The sequence below is a fragment of the Shewanella sp. BJSY2023SW005 genome (assembly GCF_047314585.1).
Taxonomy (GTDB): domain Bacteria; phylum Pseudomonadota; class Gammaproteobacteria; order Enterobacterales; family Shewanellaceae; genus Shewanella; species Shewanella algae.
Genome location: NZ_JBKORJ010000062.1, coordinates 58,868 through 85,042, shown reverse-complemented (window position 1 = coordinate 85,042; position 26,175 = coordinate 58,868). Strand labels below are relative to the sequence as shown.

General features: G+C 53.9%; 24 protein-coding genes. 7 read left to right on the top strand and 17 right to left on the bottom strand.

Annotated features, from left to right (window positions below):
- Positions 1-24: 24 nt before the first annotated feature.
- Positions 25-1,044 (bottom strand): aspartate carbamoyltransferase, encoded by a 1,020-nt coding sequence (locus ACMHXI_RS19700; protein ID WP_025010522.1) that lies wholly within the window; start codon positions 1,042-1,044, stop codon positions 25-27.
- A gap of 124 nt (positions 1,045-1,168) precedes the next feature.
- On the bottom strand, positions 1,169-2,821 hold the full coding sequence (locus ACMHXI_RS19695; protein WP_107352824.1) for a chloride channel protein: 1,653 nt from the start codon (positions 2,819-2,821) through the stop codon (positions 1,169-1,171).
- Positions 2,822-2,951: 130 nt separating this feature from the next.
- On the opposite strand from ACMHXI_RS19695, the gene ACMHXI_RS19690 reads away from it, so the two are divergent.
- Together ACMHXI_RS19690 and erpA are read left to right on the top strand one after the other, a co-directional pair.
- Complete coding sequence (locus ACMHXI_RS19690) at positions 2,952-3,755, top strand: DUF6776 family protein (RefSeq protein WP_025010524.1); 804 nt, start codon at positions 2,952-2,954, stop codon at positions 3,753-3,755.
- A complete protein-coding gene (gene erpA, locus ACMHXI_RS19685; RefSeq protein ID WP_025010525.1) occupies positions 3,748-4,098 on the top strand; it encodes an iron-sulfur cluster insertion protein ErpA in 351 nt (116 codons plus the stop codon). Before ACMHXI_RS19690 ends, erpA begins: the two co-directional genes overlap by 8 nt.
- 63 nt (positions 4,099-4,161) lie before the next feature.
- On the opposite strand, the gene ACMHXI_RS19680 is transcribed toward erpA, so the two are convergent.
- The 5 genes from ACMHXI_RS19680 to ACMHXI_RS19660 form a co-directional block, all read right to left on the bottom strand.
- Positions 4,162-4,581 carry a hypothetical protein gene (locus tag ACMHXI_RS19680; RefSeq protein WP_025010526.1) on the bottom strand — a complete coding sequence of 140 codons (420 nt, stop codon included), beginning with the start codon at positions 4,579-4,581 and terminating at the stop codon, positions 4,162-4,164.
- Positions 4,582-4,640: 59 nt separating this feature from the next.
- Complete coding sequence (locus ACMHXI_RS19675; protein WP_025010527.1) at positions 4,641-5,018, bottom strand: DUF2750 domain-containing protein; 378 nt, start codon at positions 5,016-5,018, stop codon at positions 4,641-4,643.
- Between the two features lie 123 nt (positions 5,019-5,141).
- Positions 5,142-5,840, bottom strand: a complete 699-nt coding sequence (gene aqpZ / locus ACMHXI_RS19670) for an aquaporin Z (protein WP_096140821.1) — start codon at positions 5,838-5,840, stop codon at positions 5,142-5,144.
- 266 nt (positions 5,841-6,106) lie between these two features.
- Entirely contained in the window at positions 6,107-7,216 is a 1,110-nt protein-coding gene (locus ACMHXI_RS19665; RefSeq protein WP_025010529.1) for an anhydro-N-acetylmuramic acid kinase, read from the bottom strand.
- 14 nt (positions 7,217-7,230) lie between these two features.
- Positions 7,231-8,631 carry a peptidoglycan DD-metalloendopeptidase family protein gene (locus tag ACMHXI_RS19660; RefSeq protein WP_025010530.1) on the bottom strand — a complete coding sequence of 467 codons (1,401 nt, stop codon included), beginning with the start codon at positions 8,629-8,631 and terminating at the stop codon, positions 7,231-7,233.
- A 124-nt stretch (positions 8,632-8,755) separates the two neighbouring features.
- On the opposite strand from ACMHXI_RS19660, the gene tyrS reads away from it, so the two are divergent.
- Positions 8,756-9,952 (top strand): tyrosine--tRNA ligase, encoded by a 1,197-nt coding sequence (gene tyrS, locus ACMHXI_RS19655; RefSeq protein ID WP_025010531.1) that lies wholly within the window; start codon positions 8,756-8,758, stop codon positions 9,950-9,952.
- A gap of 100 nt (positions 9,953-10,052) precedes the next feature.
- Here tyrS and ACMHXI_RS19650 read toward each other — a convergent pair whose 3' ends face one another.
- From ACMHXI_RS19650 to gltB, 8 genes are all read right to left on the bottom strand, one after another.
- Positions 10,053-10,484, bottom strand: a complete 432-nt coding sequence (locus tag ACMHXI_RS19650; protein WP_093982513.1) for a hypothetical protein — start codon at positions 10,482-10,484, stop codon at positions 10,053-10,055.
- A 90-nt stretch (positions 10,485-10,574) separates the two neighbouring features.
- Positions 10,575-11,048 carry a nuclear transport factor 2 family protein gene (locus tag ACMHXI_RS19645; protein WP_025010533.1) on the bottom strand — a complete coding sequence of 158 codons (474 nt, stop codon included), beginning with the start codon at positions 11,046-11,048 and terminating at the stop codon, positions 10,575-10,577.
- Positions 11,049-11,050: 2 nt separating this feature from the next.
- Entirely contained in the window at positions 11,051-11,674 is a 624-nt protein-coding gene (locus tag ACMHXI_RS19640; protein ID WP_345857689.1) for a trimeric intracellular cation channel family protein, read from the bottom strand.
- On the bottom strand, positions 11,674-12,048 hold the full coding sequence (locus tag ACMHXI_RS19635; RefSeq protein ID WP_025010535.1) for a DUF2721 domain-containing protein: 375 nt from the start codon (positions 12,046-12,048) through the stop codon (positions 11,674-11,676). Before ACMHXI_RS19635 ends, ACMHXI_RS19640 begins: the two co-directional genes overlap by 1 nt.
- Positions 12,049-12,118: 70 nt before the next feature.
- Positions 12,119-13,108 (bottom strand): cobalamin biosynthesis protein, encoded by a 990-nt coding sequence (locus tag ACMHXI_RS19630; RefSeq protein WP_144159506.1) that lies wholly within the window; start codon positions 13,106-13,108, stop codon positions 12,119-12,121.
- A 19-nt stretch (positions 13,109-13,127) separates the two neighbouring features.
- Positions 13,128-13,820 carry a 5'-methylthioadenosine/adenosylhomocysteine nucleosidase gene (locus tag ACMHXI_RS19625; RefSeq protein WP_045283528.1) on the bottom strand — a complete coding sequence of 231 codons (693 nt, stop codon included), beginning with the start codon at positions 13,818-13,820 and terminating at the stop codon, positions 13,128-13,130.
- Between the two features lie 218 nt (positions 13,821-14,038).
- Positions 14,039-15,445, bottom strand: a complete 1,407-nt coding sequence (locus ACMHXI_RS19620) for an FAD-dependent oxidoreductase (RefSeq protein ID WP_025010538.1) — start codon at positions 15,443-15,445, stop codon at positions 14,039-14,041.
- A 6-nt stretch (positions 15,446-15,451) separates the two neighbouring features.
- A complete protein-coding gene (gltB, locus tag ACMHXI_RS19615; protein WP_413735892.1) occupies positions 15,452-19,900 on the bottom strand; it encodes a glutamate synthase large subunit in 4,449 nt (1,482 codons plus the stop codon).
- Positions 19,901-20,400: 500 nt separating this feature from the next.
- Between gltB and ACMHXI_RS19610 the strand changes: the two genes are divergently transcribed.
- The 3 genes from ACMHXI_RS19610 to oxyR all read left to right on the top strand — a co-directional run bounded on the left by ACMHXI_RS19610 (position 20,401) and on the right by oxyR (position 23,002).
- Positions 20,401-21,321 carry a TIGR01212 family radical SAM protein gene (locus ACMHXI_RS19610; protein ID WP_145839032.1) on the top strand — a complete coding sequence of 307 codons (921 nt, stop codon included), beginning with the start codon at positions 20,401-20,403 and terminating at the stop codon, positions 21,319-21,321.
- A gap of 148 nt (positions 21,322-21,469) precedes the next feature.
- Positions 21,470-21,835 carry an Hpt domain-containing protein gene (locus ACMHXI_RS19605; RefSeq protein WP_025010539.1) on the top strand — a complete coding sequence of 122 codons (366 nt, stop codon included), beginning with the start codon at positions 21,470-21,472 and terminating at the stop codon, positions 21,833-21,835.
- Positions 21,836-22,093: 258 nt separating this feature from the next.
- Positions 22,094-23,002: a hydrogen peroxide-inducible genes transcriptional activator OxyR gene (oxyR, locus tag ACMHXI_RS19600; RefSeq protein WP_028779775.1), complete on the top strand. Its 909-nt coding sequence runs from the start codon at positions 22,094-22,096 to the stop codon at positions 23,000-23,002.
- 52 nt (positions 23,003-23,054) lie between these two features.
- Here oxyR and ACMHXI_RS19595 read toward each other — a convergent pair whose 3' ends face one another.
- Positions 23,055-24,137, bottom strand: coding sequence for an adenylate/guanylate cyclase domain-containing protein (locus ACMHXI_RS19595; protein WP_025010540.1), 1,083 nt, complete (start codon positions 24,135-24,137; stop codon positions 23,055-23,057).
- A 123-nt stretch (positions 24,138-24,260) separates the two neighbouring features.
- The gene (mutH, locus tag ACMHXI_RS19590) at positions 24,261-24,935 is read right to left on the bottom strand and encodes a DNA mismatch repair endonuclease MutH (RefSeq protein WP_208184962.1); all 675 of its coding nucleotides are present in this window, start codon (positions 24,933-24,935) and stop codon (positions 24,261-24,263) included.
- Positions 24,936-25,632: 697 nt separating this feature from the next.
- Here mutH and rppH point away from each other — a divergent pair.
- Positions 25,633-26,157, top strand: a complete 525-nt coding sequence (gene rppH / locus ACMHXI_RS19585; RefSeq protein ID WP_025010542.1) for an RNA pyrophosphohydrolase — start codon at positions 25,633-25,635, stop codon at positions 26,155-26,157.
- The last annotated feature ends 18 nt before the right edge of the window (positions 26,158-26,175 follow it).

Genomic DNA, 26,175 nt, shown 5'->3' with positions numbered 1-26,175 from the left:
ATCCTTAAAGTCAGTGGCCGCTCTTTAGCGATCGGCCTTGCGTGAATACCAGTTAACCGGACACTCGTATTTTTCCAACTGATTGTCCACCCCGAGTGTCAGGGCAAACAGTGCCATGCGGATCAACAAGCCATTGTCGGCCTGACGGAAGATAGCCAGGTTGGGATGGTTGTTAAGATCATTGTCCAGCTCATTGGCCTGCAGCCTGGAGTCCCGAGGCAATGGATGCATGATCACTGTATTGGACTTACAATTTTTGGTGTATATGGCGCTGTTCAAACGGAACTTGCCACGATACTTATCGGCTTCCTCCTGCGAGGGGAAGCGCTCTTCCTGAATGCGCGTCAGATAGAGTATATCAGCCTGATCTAAATTGCCTTCCAGTTGGTCTGTTATTGTGATCTTATGCCCGGCATTTTCAATGTCGGCGATCACATAGTCAGGCATTGCCAGCTCGGCAGGGGAGATCAGGGTGAAGCTGATGTTCTTGTACATACACAGAAGACGCGACAGCGAGTGCACAGTGCGGCCGTATTTGAGATCGCCCACCATGGCGATATGCATGCCGTCTATGCCTAAGCCTTTGCTGTGCAGCTCTTTCTGTATGGTGAACAGATCCAGCAGTGCCTGGGTAGGATGTTCGTTGGCGCCATCGCCGCCGTTAATCACAGGCACCCGGCTGCCTTCGGCAAATTCGCGTACCGAGTAGGACTCGGGGTGGCGCATGGCAATCACGTCCGAGTAGCTGGATAACACCCTGGCGGTATCGTAGAGGGACTCTCCCTTGGACAGCGACGAGGAAGCCATGCCGACCGTTTCAGCAACCCGGCCGCCAAGCAGGTTGAAGGCGCAGCCGAAGCTGACCCGGGTGCGGGTGCTGGGTTCAAAAAACAGATTGCCGAGAATAGCACCATCCAGCACCTTGGTACGCTTTTCGCGCAGTGCGTATGGGGTCATCTTTTGGGCTACGGTGAAAATGGTTTGGATGGCGTCCAGATCTAACTGGTTTACGGAGAGGATATGTGATCCCTGGAACTGGTTCATCAGCCTTGGTTTCCAATGCAATTGGGTACTGACACTGAGGTCTGGACCCATGGGTTATGTAGGGTTTGGCTGAGGCGCAACTATAACAGAAGGTGACGGCTATGAAAATGACCCATGATTGAAATTACACTTCTCCGGCACGGATTTCCTGCTGCAGGTTAGACCAACTGATCACCCCGACGATATTCTCCGGTGTATCCTGATAGATATAGACTTCACCGGCACGTTTCGGCGCCAGAATTTCGTACACCTCGTTGAGGGTGGCCGAGTCGGGTAGCCCCTGGATCCTGTGCTGGGTCAGGCTGGTGTCAGTGTCAAACGAAGGCATCTGCAGATCCAGCATGGCAATCTGCCCTTCGGCATCTCTGACAAGCACGGGCCTGCCCTGGGCGCGTTTCATCACCTCCAGCAACAGCTCGTCATTGTTGTTGACTATCACTATGCGCCTGTCCATCAGGGCGCGTACCCCGAGTTTCTGCAATCCCAGGTTAACCGGGGCCACCTTGTAACCCAGGCCCATGATGTCCAACTGACGAAAGAATATGGATTTGGCATTCAGCCCCTGATAGGCGATGAGGTAGGCGGGCACGGCCACTATCATTCCGGGCAGTATGATGGAGGCATCGTTGGTCATCTCCAGTAGTGCCACCAGGGCGGCGAGCGGTGCACTGAGGCAAACTCCCATCATGGCGGTCATGCCGATGACGGTATAGAGCCCTGCATAGGGGGCCACCGAGGGAAACAGCAACGCGGTCGCCTGAGCCAGAATGGCGCCGCCCAAGGCGCCTATGCCGTAGAGTGGACCTATGATGCCACCCGGGATCCCAAGGCCGATGGCGGCAATGGTAGCAACAATCTTGGCCAGCAATACCGCCAGCAAAAACCAGATGGCCGGGTTGTCGCTGACCGCAAGCCCTATGGCCATTTCACCGCTGCCCAGCGCCTGAGGCAGCACCAGTCCTATCAGAGTGGTGATAACACCCGCCAACAACAGGCGGACAATCAAGGGCCAGTGTTGGCCGCGCTCGGTCACCTGAATAAGGCTGTGATTGAATAGAGCCGCGGCGACCCCCAGCACTATACCGCCGAGGGCCAGCAGCGGGTACTGATCCAGTGGAATATGGCTGACCTTAATGGCGTCAAACTCGTGGATATTACCGAACGCCACCTGGCTGGATACGGCGCCGCAGATGGCCGACAGCATGATGGGGAAGAAGTACTGCACCTTGTATTCCCTGAGCACCACTTCGAGGACAAACACCACGGCGGCCAGGGGCGCGTTGAAGGTGGCGGCTATCCCGGCGGCTATGCCACTGGCACACATGATGCGCACACTGTTGTCCGGCAGCTTGAATTTTTCCGCCAATACCGAGGCGGTGACCGCCCCCAGATGAATGGCCGGGCCTTCACGACCAACCGAGAAGTTACTCGCCAGCGCAAACAGCGCCTGAAAAAACTGCCCCGGTGCCGACTGCAGCGGGATCTTGCCATAATGCAGTTTCACCCTGTGCAGCACATAGGCTATACCCATCCGCTTGTAGCGTTTGGAGCCAAACCTGGCTACCAGCCAGATCAAAAAAGCCCCAAAAAGTGGTAACAGGACTCGCCAGTCACCGATTGAGCCCGTAAAATCCCATTCCTGTGTTTGGGTAAAATGATTGGCCCATTGCAGCAGCAGGCGAAACAGTATGATGACAGCCGAGGCCATCAGCGCAAACAACAGGGCCAGCAGACACAGTTGAATACTGATCCTCGTTTGGGACAGCTTGTCTCTCATCTGGTGGCGCAGATACTTTCGCGCCTCAAGTTTGAACTTTCTGAATCTTGCCTGCACTGCTGCTTTCCGAAGCCTGATGTGAAATCTTAGTACCTAAGATGGAAATTTTTATATAAGGGGCTGTTAGTTAATGGCAAATTATCATCGCTGGCTCGATCGCCTGCAAGTGATGGAGCGAAATATTCGTCCATCCAGTCTGTATTTGTTGCTCTTGGTCATGGTGGCCTTTCTGACCGGACTGCTCAGCTATCACTTTTTTATCCCGCCAGGTGAAGTCCAGCTGCAACAAAATGACGGTAAAAAGAAACGCTTGCAGGGACAACTGCAGGAACAAGCACAGCTGCTGGCGAGCCGTAATCTGGAGCTGAGCCTGGCCAAGGAGGCCAATGAGGAGATGCAGCAGCTGTTCAACAAGCAGCATAAGAAACAGAAGGAGCTGGAACGTGAGCTGGCCTTCTACCGCAGTATCATGGCGCCGGAGCATAACGCCGAAGGCGTGGCTATCCATGGTTTGGAACTGATGCCGTTGGCGGGCCCAGGGCAATACCGCCTCAAGCTGATACTGACCCAGTTGCAAAAGCGCAAACAGGCGCTCAAGGGAAGAAGTGAGATACTTCTCATTGGCATGCAAGAGGGCAAGCAAGTCGAACTGAATTTAGCTAAACTGGTGGACACCAAGTTGGCATTTAACTTCAAGTACTTTCAGGTACTGGAAGCGGAATTTACCCTGCCTGAAGGGTTCGAGTTACAGCAGATGAAGGCCAAGGTCGTCGTGCCTGCCAGCCGCTGGAGCAAAGGCGCCGAAACCGAACAAAGTTTCAGCCTGCCGGAGTTGCTGGAGGGCGAAAAAGATCCCGGCATAATACTTGAACAAAACAGTCAGGTAACAGATAATCTGCCACAGCAAACAGATGTAAGAGGTAGTAATGACTGAACAAGCTGAATCAGCTATGCCCATCCAGTTTACCGATGCGGCGGCAACCAAGGTCAAGGCCTTGCTGGAAGAAGAACAGAACAGTGCGCTGAAGCTGCGGGTCTATGTCACGGGCGGCGGCTGCTCAGGTTTTCAGTATGGCTTCACCTTTGATGAAAAAGTGAATGAAGGCGATTTCACCGTGGAAAAACAAGGGGTACAGCTGGTCGTTGATCCCATGAGCCTGCAATATCTTGTCGGCGGTGAAGTAGATTACACCTCAGGGCTGGAAGGCTCGCGTTTCTTCGTCAAAAACCCCAACGCCACCACGACCTGTGGTTGTGGCGCCAGCTTCTCGGTATAACCGAGAGCGAAAGCAGCAAAAAGCCGTCCTATTGGACGGCTTTTTTTGTGGGCGCAAGGCCGGTTACTGCATCAGGTTGAAGTTCATCTTACGCTTGAAGAAGGCTTTGACCTTAGGAGTAAAGGCTATCCACACCTGCAGCATGCAAAAGCCTATCAGAAAGCCGAAAATGGCCCAGTCCGGAGCCTTGAGTTCCATTCCGGCGATATTGAGGGTATTGGGCCCTGTGGCCACACTGTCGCCCTGATCCAGAATATAGGGCAGGAAACTCACCAGCGTGAGCTGCGCCAAGGTATAGAAGCGCAGTGCCCATAAGCCTGCCTGATGGCGCGCCAATACCGCCAACACCATGATCAGCGTCAGCAGACAAAAGACGACACCCTGACCGGCAATCAGGCCACTGACCGAGGCGGCAATATAAAGCAGCATCAGTAACAGCAGGCGTTTGGGAATGGCGTAGCTTTCAGTGGCGGCTTGGCTCATCTTACGGCGCTCCTTGTGCTCTATTAACTCATGTTCTATTGAAACATGGCGCTATTGACTCAGTGACGCGTCTTGGGCGCCAGTCGCTGCTCCAGCTCATGTGGTGGAATAACCACGCCGAGATCTTCCAGCATAGGGAAGACGGCAACATAGAGTTCGTCATCTTCCATACCTGGCACCCAGCGCTCCAGCCACTCGGCCAGGCCGATGGACAGCGGCCGACAATCCTGCCAATCATCCACGGCCCACAGGGACGCCGTCTCTTCACTGGGCCAAACCGGAATACAGTCTTCATCATCCGTGGTCAGCATCACGCAGCCGTCATTGTCCTGTAGTACCCATAGCTCTTTATGCTCTTTGACCTGCTCTACCAGAAAGTCGTAGCGGCCTTCCGGAGTCATACCGGCGAACTGGGCCTGGGTTTGTTTCTTGCTCATGGTGACATCTCATCTCGGTGGCCGCGGCACTGCGCCCGGCCAAAAATTGACGGCATGTTAACACCGCTTGCGGGCAAGAAAAAGCGCCCCGCAGGGCGCAATCGATTTTTTGACTATCCACATTTACTCGGATGGATTCTCAAAGGCGCGGTAGATGAGTCCCGCAATGATTGCACCGGCAATAGGCGCAACCCAAAACAGCCATAGCTGACTCAGTGCCCAATCACCGACAAACAGTGCCGGTCCTGTGCTGCGGGCCGGATTCACCGAGGTGTTGGACACAGGGATACTGATAAGGTGGATAAGTGTCAGCCCAAGGCCTATGGCGATGGGAGCAAAACCAGCTGGAGCCCGCTTGTCGGTGGCACCGAGAATGATCAGCAGAAAGAACAGTGTCATGACCAGTTCACAAACCAGCACGGCCGTCAGGCTGTAACCCCCGGGAGAGTGCTCGCCAAAGCCGTTGGAGGCAAAGCCGGCGCTCAGAGAGAATCCGTCCTGACCCGAGGCTATCACATAGAGAATGGCGGCGCCGACAATGGCCCCTGCCACCTGGGAGACGATATAAGGCAGTAGCTCGGCAGCAGGAAAGCGGCCGCCGGCCCAGAGTCCGAAAGAGACTGCCGGGTTGAGGTGGCAACCTGAAATGTGGCCAATGGTAAATGCCATAGTCAGCACGGTTAAACCAAAGGCGAGGGCAACCCCGACAAAGCCGATCCCCAGCTCAGGAAAGGCGGCTGCCAATACGGCGCTGCCGCAACCGCCAAGAACCAACCAGAGGGTGCCGAGAAATTCGGCGAGCATTTTTTGTGTCATCTTCATTGTTGCATCCTGTGCAGTGATGTGTTTCCCACAAATTCGCGGGTATTCAGGATAGCTCCCGAATACCTGCGCAGTATAGCCAGATGAACACTAGTTCAATGTGAGCTGAAGCGCCAATTTGTGTCAGAAAAATCAGCTGCTTGGAGGACGCGAAGGTTAAGGTTAACAGGCTGAAAAATTCGCTGTTGCCCAGGTTGGTTTGGGGTAAACAAGGCTGATGTTTAACGTCAAGGTGCTGTTGTTACAGCACCTTGTATCGAAAGGAGTCAGGCTGCGGGGAAGCGGGCGCCGAGTACGGCTTCGCGGCTGGCACCTGTTACCGCCGGCAGATTGGCCGGCAACCCCTGATGGTGGCGCAGCGCCAACCAGGCAAACGCTATGCCTTCCACCCATTTGGGATCGATACCCAGCACAGAGGTGGTGGCTATGCTGTGGTTGGGCAACTGGGCTCCGAGGCGTTTCATCAACGCGCCATTGAGTGCACCGCCGCCACAGACGTAGATTTCGCCATCCGGGCTCAACTTGGCTATGTCCCTGGCAATGCTATGGCAGGTGAGGTCCAGGAGTGTCGATTGAATATCCTCTTCCGGCAGATGGCTGAACAGTGCCAGTTGTTGATCCAACCAGGCGTTGTTGAACAGCTCTCTGCCCGTGCTCTTGGGGTAATCCAGCGAGAAATAGGGGTGTGATAACAGTTGTGCCAGAAATTCCGCCGAGCTGTTGCCGCTTTCGGCCCACTGACCGTCTTCATCGAACGGCAGTTGTCTTATCTGCTGGCTCCAGGCGTCTATCAGGGTGTTTCCCGGGCCAGTATCAAAGCCAAGGATCTCACGGTTATCAGCAGGCAGGAAAGTGATATTGGCTATGCCGCCAATATTGAGGATGATGCGGTTGGTGCCAGGGCTTGAAAATATCTGCTGGTGGAATGCCGGCACCAGCGGCGCGCCTTGGCCGCCGAGGGCGATATCCTTGCGGCGAAAATCGGCGATAACATCTATGCCGGTTTCGGCGGCGATTGTGTTGGGATCGCCAATCTGCAAGGTAAAACCCACTTCCAGATTGGGCATATGCCGCACTGTCTGACCATGACTGCCGATGGCACAGACCTGTTCCTTACTTACCCCTGTGTTGGCGAGCAGTTGCTTGACCGCACTGGCAAACACCTTACCTACTGTGCGATCCAGCCGTCCCAAACGATTGATTTCATCAGTATCCGGTTGGCAGAGACGTTGCAAGCCCTTGAACAGATGGGTGGGTAACGGCTCTGTATGTTGGCCAAGCAGTTTGGGTTGGCCACTGCTGAAGTCCACCAACACGGCGTCAACGCCGTCCATGCTGGTGCCGGACATCAGCCCAATAAAGTATCCAGAATTCATCTATGCTGTCCCTGTTATTGCATCGCAACCTGAACTTGTTTGTTGCGCAGCAGAGTGGCCATCAATTGGCTACTGAGTTGTTGGAAGGCGACACGTTCGCTCTTGGCAATAGCTTCAGCCTTGGGGAGATCCACAGTACGTGGATTTCTGTGTACACCGTTGACGATAAACTCATAGTGCAGATGTGCGCCTGTTACCCGACCTGTACGGCCTAGGGTACCTATGATCTGTCCCTGTTTGACGCTTTCACCCTGGTTAACCTTACGCTTGTTGAGGTGCAGGTATTTGGTGGTATAGGTTTCGTTGTGTTTGATAAACACATAGTTACCGTTGTATTGATTGTAGCCGGCTTTGACCACCCGGCCGCTGCCGGCGGCTTTGATGGGAGTGCCTATGGCGGCAACATAATCTACCCCGCGATGGGCCTTCACCTGACCGGTAACAGGATGCAGACGGCGGGGGTTGAAGTTGGAACTCACATACTTGAAGTCAACCGGTGAGCGCAGAAACGCCTTGCGCATGCTGCGGCCTTCCTCTGAGTAGTAGTTACCGTCTTTGTATCTTACCGCAGTGTAACGCTCGCCCTGGTTGATAAATTCGGCGGCCAATATGTTGCCGTTACGCAGAAACTCGCCGTCGGCATATTCTTCTTCATACATGAGGGCAAAGCTGTCACCTTCGCGGATATCCAGGGCAAAGTCGACATCCCAGCCGAATATGGTGGCCAGTTGCATAATCTGCGCCGGCGTCAGTCCGGCTTCGACACCGGCATTCCAGAAGTTGCTCTTGATATTGGCGCGGGCGAATTTATCCCGGGTCTCAACGGTTTTTACCGCCAGTTCTTCTTCATAACTCTTGCCCTGTTTGCGGACTATCAGGGTGGATACGGCATCGAGGCGGTATCTCAGCTCCTGCAGCTCGCCATCGGCGTTTTTGCCTATGGCGACTTCGTCACCTGGCATTATCTTCAGCAGGTTTTTCTTTGCCAGTGGCAGTTGGGTAATGTCGTGAACTTCTCTGGCGGTAAGTGAGGCGCGGCTGAAGAGTGCCGCCAGGGTGTCGCCGCTTTTAATCTCGAAGTGTTCCAGCTCGGCAATGGCCGGACTGGTTTGTTCGGGAACCTCAAGCGCGGCTTCTGCCTGTTGATTGAGTTTCTCTGTCAGCGCCTCGGCGGCGGCTTCTGAATCCGGATGTTGCCCGCTTTCAACCACTTGCTGGGCTGTAGGTGAGGTGGGGGTACGAAAGGCCAGTGGCACTTGGTAGCGTACCTGGGTTTGCGGGCCGGCGCTGTTTTTCGATGCCTCGGCTTCGTCAGAGGGAAGCAACAGGGTTATCAAGGTAATGGTGGTTAAAATACTGAGCAGGATTTGATGCTTTCTGGGCAGCAGTCTGAAGAGAGTAATAAGCTTTGCCATCGACCCCGATACCAATTTCTTAATTCTTGGGCATATTGCCTTAGTGTACACACTTTCATTTAGGCTGGCTAACAAGTAACATAAGTCTCTTTGAATTTGAAGAGCCTTGGGAGTTGTTGGCGAGATGGCTGATTTAGCACAAATAATGGCGGAAATTAAACGTGGTACCGACGAGATTTTGCTCGAAGCGGATCTGCTGGAAAAGCTGAAAGAAGGTCGACCATTGAAAATCAAGTTGGGTGCTGACCCGACTGCGCCGGACATTCACCTTGGCCATACCGTAATTCTCAACAAACTCAGACTGTTCCAGGACCTGGGACACGAGGTTATCTTCCTCATCGGTGACTTTACCGGTATGGTCGGCGACCCGAGTGGCAAGAACAGCACTCGCCCGCCACTGACCCGTGAGCAGGTGCTGGCCAACGCCGAGACCTACAAGGAACAGGTGTTCAAGATTCTGGATCCTGCCAAGACCAGGATTGAGTTCAACTCCAGCTGGTTGGAAGATCTCGGCGCTGCCGGCATGATCCGTCTGGCCTCCCGTCAGACAGTAGCCCGTATGATGGAGCGCGACGACTTCAAGAAGCGTTATGCCTCGGGTCAATCGATTGCTATCCATGAGTTCATGTACCCATTGCTGCAGGGGTATGACTCAGTGGCGCTGAATGCCGATGTCGAACTGGGCGGTACAGATCAGAAGTTCAACCTGCTGATGGGCCGTGAGTTGCAGAAAGCCGAGGGCATGAAGCCACAGGCGGTGATCATGATGCCACTGCTGGAAGGGCTGGATGGCGTGAAGAAGATGTCCAAGTCTGCCGGCAACTATATAGGTGTCAGCGAAGCTCCGGATGAGATGTTCGGTAAGATAATGTCTATCTCAGATGAGTTGATGTGGCGTTACCTGGAGCTGCTGTCTTTCCGTCCACTGACTGAAATCGAGCAGTTCAAGGCCGATGTCGAAGCCGGTGCCAACCCAAGGGATATCAAGATAGCCCTGGCGAAAGAGATTATCGGTCGCTTCCACAGTGAAGAAGCTGCCGAGGCTGCCCATCAAGCCTTTATCAATCGTTTCCAAAAGGGCGCCATGCCGGACGATATTCCCGAGCTGACTCTGGAAGCCGGTGAAGGACTGGCGATTGCCAATCTGTTGAAAGAGGCGGGTCTGGTTGGTTCAACCTCCGATGCCATGCGAATGATCAAACAAGGTGCGGTGAAGATGGATGGTGACAAGCTTGAAGACAGCAAGCTGGTACTGAACGCCGGCACATGCGCGGTATTCCAGGTCGGCAAGCGTAAGTTTGCCAAGGTAACACTGGCCTGAGCCCAAAGTACTTCAATTTAGTACTTCAATCTAAGCGCTTGTTTTAGCCCTTAAAATATCAAACCCGGCACTGCCGGGTTTTTTCTTGCCTGTATCAGGCTCAGTGTTTGTGAGGCGGGCTGCAGTTGTCGGTACCAAAGTAGACCTTGTTCTGGCAGCGCCAACTGAGCACGGCTTTTTCCACTGACCAGTCGCCGGCATTGTTATCGAGCGCCAGAATAAGCAGCATCTGAGGATGCCCTTCCTGGGTGCTGACATTGTAGGTCAGGGTCTTGCCGTGAGAGTGACTGATGCGAACGAACTTAAAGGCCGAGCCTGAGTATTGGCGGCTGATCCCTTCAGGATCTTGACTCCAGGGAGCCTGTTGATGTTGCGCCTGCAACAGCTTTTGATTGAAACGATTTACAGGTTGTGCAGCGTAGGAAACCACCAGAGGTGGTTCAAACTTTTCTTCGGCATTGAATGCTGCCTGGGCCTGAGTCATCAAAGGGAAACACAGGAGCAGGGCAGCCAGTACGGATAAGCGACTCATCTTTACCTCTCGGATCAGAGTGAACCCTGATCTCGCTGTTGGCACTCAGAGGGTTGGACAGTAAAAAACAGGCCGGGTTCCCGGCAAGGATTATTGAGCCGAGAGTTGGTCCGCCATGGTCTGATAGTCCATCAGATCCATATGTTCTTTAACCCTGTGATTAAGGGTATCCAGCTTTAGCGTGGTCACTCCGGGAATGGCGATGTCTATGATTTTGCCCGGTTTGCCGAATTGCTCTCCCGGACCCTTGTAGTGATAGTTGCCTATCATCACCACCAGAGAGCCAGAGTTGAACATGTGCTCTATGTTGAATTGATACTCGAGCACGCCGCGGTGGGCCCGCTCCAGAAACTCTATGATATGCCTGCCACCCGTGTATTTGCGATCCGCGGTTTTGTCGTTGAAGACACTGTCGCGATTGTAAAAGGTTGCCAGCTCATCATAGTCGTGGGTGGTCAGGGCATGGATATAGCGCACGGCCATCTGCTGCTCCGGCGGCATATCGCCGCTGTTGGCCAGCAATGGTGAGCTTAACAATGCCAGGATCAACCCCAAATAACGCACAATCATTCTCTCTTGGTCTTCAAGTCAAACGCAGGTAACGACAGGTGCCAACGTATGGCGGCCAGACGCATTATCAAGGCTGTGATAAAAGCCAGCATCAGCGCCGCCTCGGCTTCGAGTTTCAGCTGCAGGCTGCAGGTGTACACCAGACCGCCCAGAATAGATGCAGTGGCGTAGATTTCGGTACGCAGCACCATGGGGATCCGGCGGCAAAGCAGATCCCGAATAATGCCTCCTCCCACTCCGGTGATCAAGCCCATGACGACGGCTATCATACCGCCGTATTCCATTGTCAGAGCCTTCTGGGCGCCGATAACGGTAAAGAGTGCCAGGCCGACTGCATCGGCTATGGTCAGGCTCGATGGGGGCAAACGCCAGGGCCGGCGTACCAGAATCAAGGTCAACACCACGGTCAGCAGTATCACGTAGAGATAGTTGTGGTCATGAAGCCAGAATACCGGAGCGCCCAGAATCGTGTCTCTGAGGGTGCCGCCGCCGATGGCGGTGACCGCTGCCAGCACCAAAACGCCGAATGGATCCATCCTGTGCCGGCCAGCAGCCAGAGCGCCGGAAAGGGCGAATACGGCGGTACCAAACAGATCCAGGCTATAGACCCACAGCGTCATTAGCTCATCTCTTTGAGATGAATGTTGAGGGCATCAACCGAGATACGGATTTCAATCACCGACAGGATCAATGAATACAGCAGCAACAGCAAACTGGCGCCGAAAATCACCGAGCCTGTGGTATTGAAGCCAAGATAGATAAAAATCATACACAGCACGCACAGGGCGAAGCTGGTGACGCCGGCCTCCTGCATGCGGCGGATGATAACGATGCGGCGGCGCAGGTTTTTCAGCTGTTCGGCCGCAACGGGTTTATCACCGCCACTCAGGGTACGGATCAAGGCGGCCAGCGAGAAAAATCTGTTGGTATAGGCCAGCAGTAGCAGGGAAATAGCCGGAAACAGCAGTGCCGGGGTCGTCAAAGAGATATGCATATTGTCCAGCAAGGCGGTTTTCTCAGTGGCAAGCGGGGAATGAAGGCATTATAAGGAGAAAATGAATAATTTAAAGCGTTTGTGAATAACGTAACAAAACCCAAATCAGAGGTAACAATACGACGAAAGCAAACCAGATGGCGAAGGTGCGAAATGTCAGTGAAATCGCCTTGGGAATGGTCTTGTGATCCGGCACTGGGCCCGGGCCCACTTTCTCCACCTGAACCTTGATGCCGGAATATTTTTGTGGTCCGCCAAGCTCTGTCATCAATACATACGCCGCCATGGTTGCCACCTGGAAGTTAAAGCCGATGGGAAAGCGGCTGTGAGGTGTTTGCCAAATCAGTTTCAGTGCCTGGGGGCCGCCCTGAATCGCCAGGGTAAAACGCCACAGCTGCGCCGGGATATACAGCAGTACCTGATTGACCAGAAACACGGGCCGACCGAAGAAACGGTATTGTGGATCCAGACACCACCAGCTTTGCTCCAGCTGTTTTAACATTCTCACCAGCAGCACCATGGGCGCGCCGGCGAGGCAGAAGAAAAATACCACAGTAACAGTGCCATGAATGGGAGTAGTCACCAGCTTTTCTATGGTAGCCTTGGCGATGCCAGCCTCGGATAGTTCGGCAGTGTCGCGGGCGACCCAGGGGGAGAGCAACTCTCTGGCGGCCGGTTTGTCTCCCCGCCTGAGGGCCTGGTATATCTCTTCGGCTTCCTGAATGAAACAGGCATCGTTGAGACATAGATAGAGGATCAAAAACTCAAAGAACCAGGGGAATGCCGCCAGTTCCAGCAGGAAGGTGATGATTAACCAAAATGGCAGCACCAGCAGCAAAATGGCCAGAGAGCCGGCAATCAGTTGCTGCCTTTCGTCTCTGTCGCCCCGTTTGACCTTGGCGGCCAGTGACTTGGCCAGGTGGCTCAACCAGGCCAGAGGTTGAAAAGCCTGGGGCAGCGGCGCCAATCGCGCCAGTAATAAGGCAAAAAACAGCACCAGAAACCCCTGAATAAGGGGCCCGTCTAAGGCCAGCAGCTGCTCGTAGAAGGGCAGGCTCATGGGCTCCGGTGCTCCTTAATTAAAGGTGATGCAGCATGCCTATGACCATCAGGGCCGAGTGGTGCCCCGCCTTGACCAGATAGGCATCAAAGTCGACCGGAGAGTCGTTGTTTGCATTATCGGACAGAGAGCGGATCACCACAAAGGGCACGCCGAACTGATGACACACCTGAGCAATGGCCGCGCCTTCCATTTCACAGGCGGCCATGGTGGGGAAATGCTTTAGCATGACGGCGGTGCGCTCGGGATCGCAAATAAAGCTGTCACCTGTGCAGATAAGGCCTTCAATGGCTTTGACCTCTCCTAAACCTGCGATAGCCTGTTTGGCCGCCAGCATCAGTTTGTGATCAGGAATAAAGGCTGCGGGTTGCTGCGCCATCTGACCCATCTCATAGCCAAAGGCGGTGACATCGACATCGTGGTAGCGGACTTCATCGGAAATGACTATGTCACCTATCTGCAGCGCATCGACAAATCCACCGGCCGAGCCGGTATTGATGACCGCATCCGGGGCGAACTTTTCAATCAACAGACTGGTCGCTATGCTGGCGGCAACCTTGCCTATGCCGGAGCGGGTAACTATGACTTCTTTGCCAACCAGAGTGCCGCTGACAAATTCAATGCCGGCAACCTTGCTGTGCTGCGGGTTTTCCAAAGAGGCAATCAGGTGAGCAACTTCCGGCTCCATGGCGCCGATAATACCGATTTTCATGGCTTAACCTTCTTTAAATGTCTTGAGTGAGCCTGAGGGCGGCTTAATATAGCACAAGCCAAGGATGGTGCGAATAAGTCAGCCGGTGACAGCCTGGTCGCTGAAGTCAGGTTGCGTGCAATAAACGGCTTTGGCTGCGCTATTCCCGGAGTGTAGAACAGGTGAAAAAAAGCGCACCCGGGAGGTGGGTTCCCGGATGCGCTCAAAGTGTTGAGTTGTCAGCTGAGGAAGTTGAGTATCCCAAGCGCCGCATCACGTCCTTCGGCGATGGCGGTGACCACCAGATCTGAACCCCTGACCATGTCACCACCGGCAAACACTTTAGGATTGCTGGTTTGGAACGGATTGGCCGCTTCTTTCTCGGCTTTTACCCGGCCCCATTGATCCAGGGCGATATCAAACTCGGCAAACCAGGGCGCCGGGCTGGGTTGGAAACCGAAGGCTACAATCACGGCGTCGGCGTCCAGCAGCTGGTCGCTGCCCGGGATGGGCTCAGGACGCCGACGACCACTGGCATCGGCGTTGCCTAGCGCGGTTTCAACAAATTCGACTCCCTTGACCTTGCCATCGTCTGTAGCAATCGCCACCGGCTGGCGATTGAACAGGAACTCGACCCCTTCTTCGCGGGCATTTTGCACCTCACGGCGCGAACCCGGCATATTCTCCTCGTCGCGGCGATAGGCACAGATAACCGACTCGGCGCCTTGGCGCACCGCCGTGCGCACACAGTCCATGGCGGTATCACCGCCGCCGAGTACTACCACCTTCTTGCCCTTGAGGTCGATATAGGGCTGCGCCGGATCGGCTTGCCCCATTAACTCACGGGTGTTGGCAATCAGGTAGGGCAGGGCCTGAATAACCCCTTCGGCCTCTTCACCGGGCAGGCCCGCCTGCATGGCGTTATAGGTACCCATGCCGAGGAACACGGCATCGAAGTTGGCCAGCAACTCGGCAAAGGGAATATCCTGGCCGACTGTGACGCCGAGGCGGAACTCTATCCCCATGTCTTCCATCACGCTGCGGCGGGTCGCCATCACTGACTTGTCGAGCTTAAAGGCGGGAATACCATAGGTTAGCAGGCCGCCTATCTGAGGGTATTTGTCAAAGACCACCGCCTTGACTCCGTTGCGGGCCAGGATATCGGCGCAGCCAAGACCGGCCGGCCCCGCGCCTATGATCGCGACCCGCTCGCTTCTGGGCGTCACTTGGCTCATGTCCGGGCGCCAGCCCTGGGCGATGGCGGTATCCGTGATGTATTTTTCCACATTGCCTATGGTGACGGCGCCGAAGTCATCATTCAGGGTACAGGCACCTTCACAGAGCCTGTCCTGCGGGCAGACTCGGCCGCAGACCTCCGGCAGGGTATTGGTTTCATGCACCAGGTCTGCCGCTTCCAGGATACGTCCTTGTTTGGCCAGCTTGAGCCAGTTGGGGATGTAGTTGTGCAGCGGGCACTTCCACTCGCAGTAAGGGTTACCACAGTCCAGGCAGCGGTCGGCCTGCTGGTCGACCTGCGCCTGGGCAAAGGGTTGGTAAATCTCAATAAACTCTGTCTTGCGGCGTGAGATAGCCTGCTTGCTCGGGTCGATACGACCCACTTCGATAAACTGAAAATCGTTACTCATGCTCGCTTACCCCGCTTTTACGGCCAGTTCCGGGCTCGGTTGTTCCAGTTTGAGCAGATCCGAAACCTGAATATTCTTGGGCTTGACCAGGACAAAACAATCGAGCCAGTTTTCAAACTCACTGAGAATGGCACTGGCGTGTTCACTGCCGGTCTCGGCCACATGCTGCTCTATCAGCCCTTTGAGGTGTTGCTGATGAATCGGCGACTCCAGCTTGAGGGTGTCGACCAGTTCGGTATTGACCCTACGGTTGAAGCGGCCGAATTGGTCGAACACATAGGCGAAACCGCCGGTCATACCGGCGCCAAAGTTGACGCCCGTGGTACCCAGCACCACCACTATGCCGCCTGTCATATATTCACAGCCGTTGTCACCGACCCCTTCTACTACCGCCAGCGCTCCTGAATTTCTGACCGCGAAACGCTCACCGGCTCGTCCCGCCGCAAACAGCTTGCCGCCGGTGGCACCATAGAGGCAGGTATTACCGACAATGGCGCTGCGCTCGGATTGGAAGGCGCTGCCGAGCGGCGGATAGATGGCGATCTTGCCGCCGGACATACCTTTACCCACATAGTCGTTGGCGTCGCCGCACAGTGACAGCTCGAGTCCAGGGCTGTTCCAGACCCCGAAACTCTGACCGGCGCTGCCGTTGAAGCTGAGCCTTATCGGCTTGGGACAGCCTTTTACGCCCCAGGTTGCCGCGATATGGCCCGAAAGCGCGGCGCCTACCGAGCGGTCGGTGTTATTGATGGGGAAGCAGACATCGAAACCTTCGCCCTTGGTGGCGCGCTCGGCGCACTTGGCCAGCAGTTCCTGGTTCAGGCTGCCGGGATCTGCCGGCGTATTGGTCTCTTTCCAGGTCAGACCGGTGCTTGGCAATACTTCGGGTTTGAACATAATAGGGGTAAGATCCAGTCCCTGCTGCTTGGCGGTCTGGCCTTCGATGGCCTGCAGCCAATCGCTGCGTCCTACCAATTGTTCAAACTCACTGACCCCCAGCTTGGCCATCCATTCACGAACCTCTTCGGCGACAAACTCAAAGTAAGTCATCACTCGCTCGGGCAAGCCATGATAGTGCTTGTCTCTCAAGGTCTTGTCCTGAGTGGCGACCCCGGTGGCACAGTTGTTGAGGTGGCAGATACGCAGGTATTTGCAGCCGAGCGCTATCATGGGCACAGTGCCAAAGCCGAAGCTCTCAGCACCCAGTAAGGCTGCCTTGATAACATCTGTGCCAGTCTTGAGACCACCATCCACCTGCAGGCGTATTTTATGTCGCAGACCATTGGCCACCAGAGACTGGTGAACTTCGGCAAGGCCCAACTCCCAAGGGCTGCCGGCATACTTGACCGATGTCAGCGGGCTGGCGCCTGTGCCGCCATCGTAGCCGGAAACGGTAATCATATCGGCATAGGCCTTGGCGACCCCTGTGGCTATGGTGCCAACGCCCGGCTCAGAGACTAGCTTGACCGAGATAAGCGCCCTGGGGTTTATCTGCTTGAGATCGAAGATCAGCTGCGCCAAATCCTCGATAGAGTAGATATCGTGGTGCGGCGGCGGTGAAATAAGTGTCACGCCCGGGCGGGCATGCCTGAGGCCGGCGATTTCAACACTGACCTTATGACCGGGCAGCTGACCGCCTTCACCGGGCTTGGCACCCTGGGCGACCTTGATCTGCAACACTTCGGCGTTAATCAGATAATGGGCGGTTACCCCAAAGCGGCCAGAGGCTATCTGCTTGATGGCCGAATTGCGCTCGCTGTTGAATCGGCGGGCATCTTCACCGCCTTCGCCTGAGTTTGAGCGGCCGCCGAGACGGTTCATGGCGATGGCCAGCGCTTCGTGAGCTTCCGGGCTCAGGGCGCCGATACTCATGGCGGCGCTGTCGAATCTGGGAAAGAGTGTCTTGGCCCCTTCCACATCCTTGAGCGCTATGCTCTCGCGCTGCTGTTTGATGCTCAGTAGATCCCTCAAGGTGGCGACCGGCCTTTGGTCTACCAACTCGGCAAACCGTTTATAGAGCGGGTAATCCACCTCTTTCAGAGCTTGTTGCAGGGTGTTGACCACATCCGGGTTGAAGCAGTGGTATTCGCCGCCCTCAACGTACTTGAGCAAACCGCCCTGCGGCAGCGGCACATGGGGGCGGAAGGCCGCCTGACTCAGCAGTTGCTGATCGGCTTCTATGCCATCGAAACCCACACCCTGAATACGGCTGACCACGCCGTTGAAGCATTGTTTAATGACCTCGTCGGCCAGGCCTATGGCCTCAAACTGCTGGCTGCAGCGATAGGAGGCGACTGTGCTGATCCCCATCTTGGACATGATCTTGCGCAGCCCCTTCTCAATGCCGTAGCGGAAGTTGAGCATCAGATTGACGATATCCTCGGCCTGATGGCGCTTGGCGAGTTCGGCAATGGACTCGTACACCAGATAGGGGTAAATGGCCGTAGCGCCAAAGCCCAGCAGTACCGCGAAATGGTGCGGATCCCGGGCCGAGGCCGTCTCCACTATGATGTTGGTGTCACAGCGCAGGCTCTTGTTCACCAGCATCTGCTGCACTGAACCTACCGCCATGGCGGCCGGAATGACCAGGGTATCTTTGCTGACGGCGCGATCCGAGAGCACTATCAGGGTAGTGCCGGTGCGTGCCAGGCGCTCGGCTTCATCCGTGATCCGTTTGATTGCCTGACTCAGGCCTTCGGAGGCCGGATAGTTAAGGTCAACCTTGTTGGCACGGTAATAGGTGCTGTCCAGACTCAGCAGTTGGTTGAAGTCACTGAACAGCAAGATAGGCGAATTGAACATCACCCGATAGGCGTGTCCCGTGGTTTCGTTAAACAGGTTCTGCTCGCGGCCGATACAGGTGGCCAGCGACATCACATGTTTCTCCCGCAGCGGATCGATTGGCGGGTTGGTGACCTGGGCAAACTTTTGCCGGAAATAGTCATACAGTGAGCGCTGTTTCTTCGACAGCACTGCCATCGGAGTGTCATCGCCCATGGAGCCGGTGGCTTCTTCGCCTTTGCTGGCCAGTACCCAGATCACTTGCTCAAGCTCTTCTCGGCTGTAGCCGAACAGCTTCTGGTACTGCAGCAAAGTGCCCTGGTTGAATTCACTGACGCCCTGATCCTGCGGCGACAGTTGCTCAGCCGGCACCAGAGTCTGACTATTCTTTGCCATCCACTCCTTATAGGGGTGACGACGTTTGAGGTCGTTATCGATTTCGAATGACTGATAAAGACGGCCGCTGAGGGTGTCGAGCACCAAAAGTTCACCCGGGCCGACCCGGCCTTTTTCAATCACTTCATCCGGGCCATAGTCCCAGATACCCACTTCCGAGGCCAGAGTGAGAATTCTGTCTTTGGTGATTACATAGCGTGATGGCCGCAGCCCGTTGCGATCAACCGCGCAGGCGGCGTGGCGACCGTTGGTCATGACTATCCCGGCCGGGCCATCCCAAGGCTCCATATGCATGGAGTTAAAGTCATAGAAGGCCTTGAGCTCTTCATCCATCTCGGGGTTACTCTGCCATGCAGGCGGGATAAGCAAACGCATGGCGCGGTAAAGGTCCATGCCGCCGGCCAGCAGCATCTCCAGCATATTGTCCAGTGACGATGAATCTGAGCCGGTTTCATTGACAAACGGGGCGGCCTGCTGCAAGTCAGGCAGCAGCGGTGAATTGAACTTGTAAGCCCGCGCCCGAGCCCATTGGCGGTTACCCGTGATGGTATTGATCTCGCCATTGTGGGCCAGAAAACGGAACGGCTGTGCCAGTGGCCACTTGGGTGAGGTGTTGGTCGAGAAGCGCTGGTGGAACAGGCAGATAGAGCTTTGCAGCCTAATATCGGCCAGATCCGGATAAAAGGCCGGCAGATCGGCCGGCATCATCAAGCCTTTGTAGACAATGACCTGGCCGGAAAGGCTGGCTACATAGAAGTCTTTATCCTGAGTCAATTGCTGCTCGAGGCGGCGGCGAGCCATATAGAGGCGCCGCTCCAGATCTTTTTCACGCCAGCCAATGGGAGCATTGATGAGCACTTGCCAAATTTGCGGCAAACTGGACTTGCCTATCTCGCCGAGCACTTCCGGGTTAACCGGAACCGGACGCCAGCCGGCAATACTCAGGGTCTCTTTCTCCAGTTCCCGCTCAAGCAATATTCTGGCTTCGGCTGCCAGGGTTTCGTCCTGGTTTAAAAACAGCATGCCAACGGCGAACTTACGGCTGAGATGCCAGCCCTGCTCGGCCGCAATGGCCTCAAAGAATCCTGTGGGCATTTGCATCAGCAAACCGCAACCGTCGCCAGTGCGTCCGTCAGCTGCAATACCACCACGATGTTTCATGCGGTCGAGGCCATGGATTGCCGTGCGAACAATGCGATGGCTGGCTTCGCCATCCATCTGGGCTATCAATCCAAAACCACAGTTATCCCGCTCGAAACTGGGATGATACAAGCTCATACAAAACCTCCCTTAACATCACTATTACTACTCGGGAGAGAGTACCAAACTCTATAGATATGCACCCGAACCATCCAAATTATCCTGAGACTTGCTAAAGGTCAAACCTAAATATTGCATATATTTGATGATATTTGGGGTGTTTCATACAGAATCTTTAATTGCATTACGTTAACGTAAACTGAAAATTGAGCTGTATAACACTATGAATGAAAAGAAAATCTACTTTGGGGTGATTTGATGTTCACTTAATTTTAACAAATAGCCTCGAATTATCCTTGCAGAAGAAAAACTGATTTCCAGCCTGATTGTCTCTTGCGTTAAAAAATTGCCTGGAGTGACTAAATATTCATAAAAGTGTGAGCTGGATCGGGTTGCATCCAATCGAATTGGTCTTCGATCACCAGCAAAAGCAGCAGTCATTTGTGACATAAATTGACCTGGAGCAGAGCGGCCCTGAACAGGAGTCGTTAGACTGGCGACTTTTTTGAGAGAAGCAAATGGGACTGGACGACTTTGTCACTACCTTTGGTCAATACTGCCGGCAACAATTTGGTCAACGGTTACAAAAGCTGACTCTGGATGCGCGTTTTACCTGTCCCAATCGCGACGGAACTCTGGGGCGCGGTGGTTGCACTTTCTGTAATGTCGCATCCTTCAGTCATGAACATGGAACCGACTTGTCGATTGCGGCTCAGCTCGAGGCCGGCAAACAGAAGATGCAGGCAAAGGCTTCGCGGTTTTTGGCTTACTTCCAGGCTTATACCAGTACCTATGAAGAGTATGCCGAGCTCAAGCGTAAATACGATGAGGCGCTGCAGAGCGAGCAGGTAGTGGGTTTGTGTGTCGGTACCCGCCCGGATTGCGTACCGGATAGAGTGCTTGATCTGCTGGCGCAATATCAACAAAACGGCAGTGAAGTCTGGTTGGAGCTGGGTTTACAGAGTGCTCACGATGCCACGCTCAAACGGATTAACCGTGGCCATGACTTTGCCGTCTATCAGGATGCCGTCTTACGAGCCCGTAGTCGCGGACTCAAGGTGTGTACTCATCTGATCCTCGGACTCCCGGGAGAAGGTATGACGGAGCATCTACAAACTCTGGATGCGGTTTTGGACTCTGGAGTGGAGGGTCTTAAACTGCACCCCCTGCATATAGTGGCCGGCAGTACCATGGCCAAGGCCTGGGAAGCGGGCAGGTTGCAGCCGCCGACACTGGAGGAGTATGTTATCAGTGCGGCGCAGTTGATCCGTCATACGCCAAAAGAGATAGTGTTTCATCGGGTGACCGCCTATGCCAGTCGTCCCGTGTTGCTGGCGCCGGATTGGTGCGCTCAGCGCTGGATAGGTTTGGTAGCACTGGTGGATGAGTTGGCGGCCAAGGGCGGGCAGGGCTCTGGGTTAATCAATTTAAATCAATAGCCTATAAACTTTTGTATGAGTTGTTCTCGCTTTTTGTATCACTAATGTTAAATGCAAGAAAGTTTTGACCCGTTTGACGCCTATAAGTTGCACCTGCAATTTTAGCGGGTATGATGTGGTAAATCTGACACATTCGAGGAGCGCCTTCATGGCCACAACTGAACTGGATACTATCTTAGATCTCAATACCCTGGAGCAGTACTGTAGTGCTATAGGTGCCGGCACCTTACTCAAGAGTGTGGTGTTATTTGAACAGTTGCTGCCAGAGTATGTCGCGAACCTGCAAAAGGCCGAGGCGGCCGGAGACAAGGATACCCTGTGTGCCGAGGCTCACAAGTTCAAAGGTGCTGCCGGCTCTGTAGGATTGAAACGGATCCAACAGACAGCACAGCAACTGCAACACGGTGAAGAAGCAGAATGGGAAGCCGGGCACAAAGAGTGGCTGACAATCATTGTTGAACATGCCGGTGAAGATCTGCAGCAACTTAAGTCTTTCCTCGAAGCCAAAGCATAAATTCCGGCCTTGGGTGCCGGAGAGAAACTCCGGCGCTGCCAAGGTACTCAGAAACTCCCGCCACTACCCCTTTTCTAATACCTGAACCTTAGCCGTCAAGGCTTGGGTTTTCTGCTATTTCCGCTTCAGCAATGGATTTCTTACCTGGATGATTTATCGCCTCGGTCACACTCCTGATCTGATACTGCTGCTCGGCAGACTTTTTGTGTTAGATTAGATAGAACTTTCTAATGCATTACTTAATTGGTAATCGACAAAATGAAACACTTACCCAGTTTGAAAAACCTCTATTATCTGGTGAATCTGCATCAGGAGCAGAACTTCAACCGGGCGGCCAAGGTGTGCCATGTGAGCCAATCGACACTCTCCAGCGGGATCCAGAATCTGGAAGAGCAGTTGGGCTATCAGCTGATCGAGCGGGACCACAAGTCCTTTATGTTTACTGCTATTGGTGAAGAAGTGGTGCAGCGTTCGCTGAAGATTCTGACCGATGTCGACGATTTGGTGGAGCTGGTGAAGAACCAGGGCGCACCCATGACAGGGGAGATTCGGCTTGGCTGTATTCCCACCATTGCTCCGTTCCTGCTGAGCCGTGTAGTTAAGCAGTGCCAGAAGTCCTATCCGGATCTGAGTCTGCTGCTGAAAGAGGACACCACAGAGCGTTTGTTGACTGCCTTGGGTAAGGGCGAGCTGGATCTGTTGTTGTTAGCTCTGCCGGCCGATACTTCCGGCTATCACAGCATGAAGGTGGGTATAGACCCTTTCAAGATGGTGGTGCACAAGGACTTGTCTGCCGATATTCATGAACCGGTGGACTATCAGGCGCTGCCGGATGAGAGTATTTTTCTGTTGCAGAGTGAGCACTGCATTACCGGTCATGCCATCAGTGCCTGCCAGCTGGGTGACAGCGCCAAGGTCAATCCTTTCGCCGCCACCAGTTTGCATACCTTGGTACAGATGGTGAACAGTAAACTGGGCACGACTTTCCTGCCGCAGATGGCAATAGATGCAGGGATATTGAAAGACACGGATCTTGCGGTGATGAGCCCTCCAGGGGAGGCACCATTTCGTGAGATAGGCTTGGTGTGGCGTCAGACAACCAGCCGGATCCTGACCTTCAGAACTTTGGGGTTGGAGATCCAGCAGCTGCTGCAGCAGCAGGTTTAGGCTTGGATTCAATCCATATCAATAAAAAACGGCCCTTTGATGGGCCGTTTTTTTATGACTGATTACCTTGTTTGGGCTTAACCCCGAAAACTTCAATGGAGTGTTGTTTTCCCTTGAGCTTGACCGGTCCCAGATTGGTGAGCTGATACTCACTGTCGTCGTTTTCCAGCCTCGCTACCAGCGCGCCGGAGAGCAGCATCCTTTGTCCTAAGGGATTACACTGATCCTGCAGTCTCGCCAAGGTGTTGAGCACGTCGCTGAAGAAACTGATCTCCTGCTTTTGCACCCCAACCACGGCTGCAACCACTTGGCCGCAATGAGCTGCCGCCTTGAACTTGGGAACAAAGCCGTAATGTTCTTCAAAATAGCGTCGCTGCCAATTGAGCTGCTGGCTGAATTCAAAGTAGATGTTCATGCATCTGTCGTTGATGATGCCGTCTTCCAATGGCCAGTGAATGAGCACAGCGTCACCCATGTAACGATAGATCTCGGCATCATTGTTGGTGACTGTGTCGGAAAGTAAGCTGAAGCTGTCCTGGATCAGTCGACTGAAGCGGTAATCCCCCAGAGATTCGGCATGGGTGGTGGAAGCCACCATATCGAGATAGAGAAACAGTCGCTGCTCGTATCTGGGCTTATGATACTTACCCAGACCTATATTCAGCAGGATCCTGGGCCCCACCAGCAGGGCCATCTGTTCGATAAAGGCGAGCCCGACCCGTACGACCACCAGATAGATGATTAGCGCCTGGAATGAGGGGCTATAGAGGATATGCACTGTCAGCATCTGTCTCAAGGTCGCCATATGGTTCTCTATGGCCCACATATTGAGGTACTGGGTCATATAAGCCAAAGTAGTGGCGCCCAAGAGCAGAAACAGCCCTTTGAAGATGACGGAGAAGACGTAGGGCAGGCGATTGATGGCACTGAAATCGGCTATCAGGTTCGACATCCAATGCAGACTGCCGAAAATTACTCCCATGTAGGCGGCCAGGGTCGCGAGATCCGCCGAGCCGACAGCCCACTGAGGCAGCTCAGTGGTTTGGGCATAGCGAAAAAATACAAAAGCTGCCATGGCTCCCGTCCATGCCATAATGGCAAACAGAAGCTTTTTGGCCTGGCGACGCGCTCTCACGAGGTGAAATCTATCCTAAATTTAAGGGGCCTTCTCAGGATGCGCTAGTTTATAGAATATACCCCTCTGATTTCCAGTGGTAATTGTGATCTTAATCAAGGCAAGTGCGGATTAGAGTCGATATCAGCCAAAAAAGCGCTCAAGTAGTCCTTTGGTGAACTGGGTCTTGAGATAAAAGCCCCTTGGGTTTGTCATCTGGATATTGCCGTCTTCGGCAATACTTTCGGTCAACACTTTGCTGTTGGCCGCCTTGGGTCTGAGCTGTAATACCTCACCGTGCCTGGCGGTGATCTTGCTGACTTTGCCCATGCTGATAAGCTCCATGATCTCTTCCCAGTCCTGGCGCAATAGCCTGTCTTCCTCTGTGCTGGGTTCCCACAGCAGCGGTGAGCCGATACGTCGAACACCCGGAGAAAGTTCTCTGTCTCCCTGAACCGGGATCCACAGTACCCGCTGCAACTTGTGATACACCAGACTCTGTTCCCAGCGCAGTCCTGAGATATTGGTCAGCGGCGCGACACAAACATAGGTGGTTTCCAGCGGCATGCCGCGCTCATCTATCGGGATACTCTTAAGCTCTACCCCAAGATGCAGGAAGTCTTGCTCAGGTTTGGAGCCCGCTGTCGCCCCCAATGCCAGTTCCAGCAGTTGTCCGGTCCAACCTTTGTCGCGGCGAAAGTCTCTGGGCACGGCTACCCCTAAGGATTCGGCGAGCTGTCCAAGAGTCAGCCCGGCGATATCGTCAGCGCGCTGCAGTAGTTGTGCCAATGAGCTTGGCGGCATGATATTGGTTTTCATGGCGCTGATTTTACCTGAGCGGCACTGGATAACAAGGTTGTACAAAAACCGACCGCCACTGTGCAAACCAAGCCAATCCCCTGTGTGCAAGTTTGTATCTTAATGTTTTTATTGGCTAAAGTGTTTTTGGTTGACCGCCGAATAATGGTTTTCCTGAGTTACTCGCCGATTTCCCCTGTGTTGCCAACAAACTTATCCACAACATTTTGGGATAACTGAGTATTTTTGGCTTTAATAAAGCAAATAATGGTGAGTGTCAACCGGGTTTTGACACCATTTTGGACCTTTAAGCCAAGTTTTTGGCCATGGGGTGTGAATAAAGTTTTGTGATATTGCCCGCAAGTCGGTTCTGATTACTCGTTGGTTAAAAAGTGCTCTGTTGATAGGGTTGCTGTCGATTGCTTTCTTTTTTATGTGTCTATCTTTTTGTATTTAAAGTGATTTTGTTTTGATTTTTACTTTTGGGCTTAGACTGTAAGGGTTGCAAAAAACAGCGTTTCCAGAAGTTCAGTCGAGTTTCAAACAGAGATATCCACAGTTTTTGTGGATATCCACTCAAACATGGCAGAGCGGTTGTTGATAAAGTGGGAAACTCCATTTGCTTATCCAGAGAAAAAGCCGTAAATAGAGAATTGCTGCCGACGTGGGATTGTGAAACAATCGAATCATTGAAATTTATCGCTTTTTCGGAGTCCATGTGATTGACAGCGACGGTTTTCGCGCAAATGTGGGCATCATTATCTGTAACAGATTTGGCCAAGTAATGTGGGCCAGGCGTTTCGGTCAGCACTCCTGGCAGTTTCCCCAAGGGGGATTGGATGACGGTGAATCCGCTGAAGATGCCATGTATCGAGAGCTGTATGAAGAAGTAGGGCTCAGGCCGGAACATGTGCAGATACTGACATCCACCCGCTCCTGGTTGCGATACAGATTGCCAAAGCGTTTGGTGCGCCAGGACAGCAAGCCTGTCTGTATCGGCCAAAAGCAGAAATGGTTTTTGCTCCAGCTCAAGAGTCAGGACAGTGCCGTCAACTTGAATTCGTCCGGCCATCCTGAGTTCGATGACTGGCGCTGGGTAAGTTATTGGTACCCTGTGCGTCAGGTCGTATCTTTTAAACGTGACGTCTACCGTAAGGTTATGAAAGAGTTCGCCACCACGGCTCTGGCATTGCAGACACGGGAGCCTTCACGCCGACGGGGACGACAAAGAGCAGCAGGCTGAGGTTTGATATCGAAAGGG

Bases quoted from the DNA above. Each gene is read 5' to 3' on its own strand.
- ACMHXI_RS19700 (WP_025010522.1), bottom strand. From the start codon at position 1,044: ATGAACCAGTTCCAGGGATCACATATCCTCTCCGTAAACCAGTTAGAT.
- ACMHXI_RS19695 (WP_107352824.1), bottom strand. From the start codon at position 2,821: ATGAGAGACAAGCTGTCCCAAACGAGGATCAGTATTCAACTGTGTCTG.
- ACMHXI_RS19690 (WP_025010524.1), top strand. From the start codon at position 2,952: ATGGCAAATTATCATCGCTGGCTCGATCGCCTGCAAGTGATGGAGCGA.
- erpA (WP_025010525.1), top strand. From the start codon at position 3,748: ATGACTGAACAAGCTGAATCAGCTATGCCCATCCAGTTTACCGATGCG.
- ACMHXI_RS19680 (WP_025010526.1), bottom strand. From the start codon at position 4,581: ATGAGCCAAGCCGCCACTGAAAGCTACGCCATTCCCAAACGCCTGCTG.
- ACMHXI_RS19675 (WP_025010527.1), bottom strand. From the start codon at position 5,018: ATGAGCAAGAAACAAACCCAGGCCCAGTTCGCCGGTATGACTCCGGAA.
- aqpZ (WP_096140821.1), bottom strand. From the start codon at position 5,840: ATGAAGATGACACAAAAAATGCTCGCCGAATTTCTCGGCACCCTCTGG.
- ACMHXI_RS19665 (WP_025010529.1), bottom strand. From the start codon at position 7,216: ATGAATTCTGGATACTTTATTGGGCTGATGTCCGGCACCAGCATGGAC.
- ACMHXI_RS19660 (WP_025010530.1), bottom strand. From the start codon at position 8,631: ATGGCAAAGCTTATTACTCTCTTCAGACTGCTGCCCAGAAAGCATCAA.
- tyrS (WP_025010531.1), top strand. From the start codon at position 8,756: ATGGCTGATTTAGCACAAATAATGGCGGAAATTAAACGTGGTACCGAC.
- ACMHXI_RS19650 (WP_093982513.1), bottom strand. From the start codon at position 10,484: ATGAGTCGCTTATCCGTACTGGCTGCCCTGCTCCTGTGTTTCCCTTTG.
- ACMHXI_RS19640 (WP_345857689.1), bottom strand. From the start codon at position 11,674: ATGACGCTGTGGGTCTATAGCCTGGATCTGTTTGGTACCGCCGTATTC.
- ACMHXI_RS19635 (WP_025010535.1), bottom strand. From the start codon at position 12,048: ATGCATATCTCTTTGACGACCCCGGCACTGCTGTTTCCGGCTATTTCC.
- ACMHXI_RS19630 (WP_144159506.1), bottom strand. From the start codon at position 13,108: ATGAGCCTGCCCTTCTACGAGCAGCTGCTGGCCTTAGACGGGCCCCTT.
- ACMHXI_RS19625 (WP_045283528.1), bottom strand. From the start codon at position 13,820: ATGAAAATCGGTATTATCGGCGCCATGGAGCCGGAAGTTGCTCACCTG.
- ACMHXI_RS19620 (WP_025010538.1), bottom strand. From the start codon at position 15,445: ATGAGTAACGATTTTCAGTTTATCGAAGTGGGTCGTATCGACCCGAGC.
- gltB (WP_413735892.1), bottom strand. From the start codon at position 19,900: ATGAGCTTGTATCATCCCAGTTTCGAGCGGGATAACTGTGGTTTTGGA.
- ACMHXI_RS19610 (WP_145839032.1), top strand. From the start codon at position 20,401: ATGGGACTGGACGACTTTGTCACTACCTTTGGTCAATACTGCCGGCAA.
- ACMHXI_RS19605 (WP_025010539.1), top strand. From the start codon at position 21,470: ATGGCCACAACTGAACTGGATACTATCTTAGATCTCAATACCCTGGAG.
- oxyR (WP_028779775.1), top strand. From the start codon at position 22,094: ATGAAACACTTACCCAGTTTGAAAAACCTCTATTATCTGGTGAATCTG.
- mutH (WP_208184962.1), bottom strand. From the start codon at position 24,935: ATGAAAACCAATATCATGCCGCCAAGCTCATTGGCACAACTACTGCAG.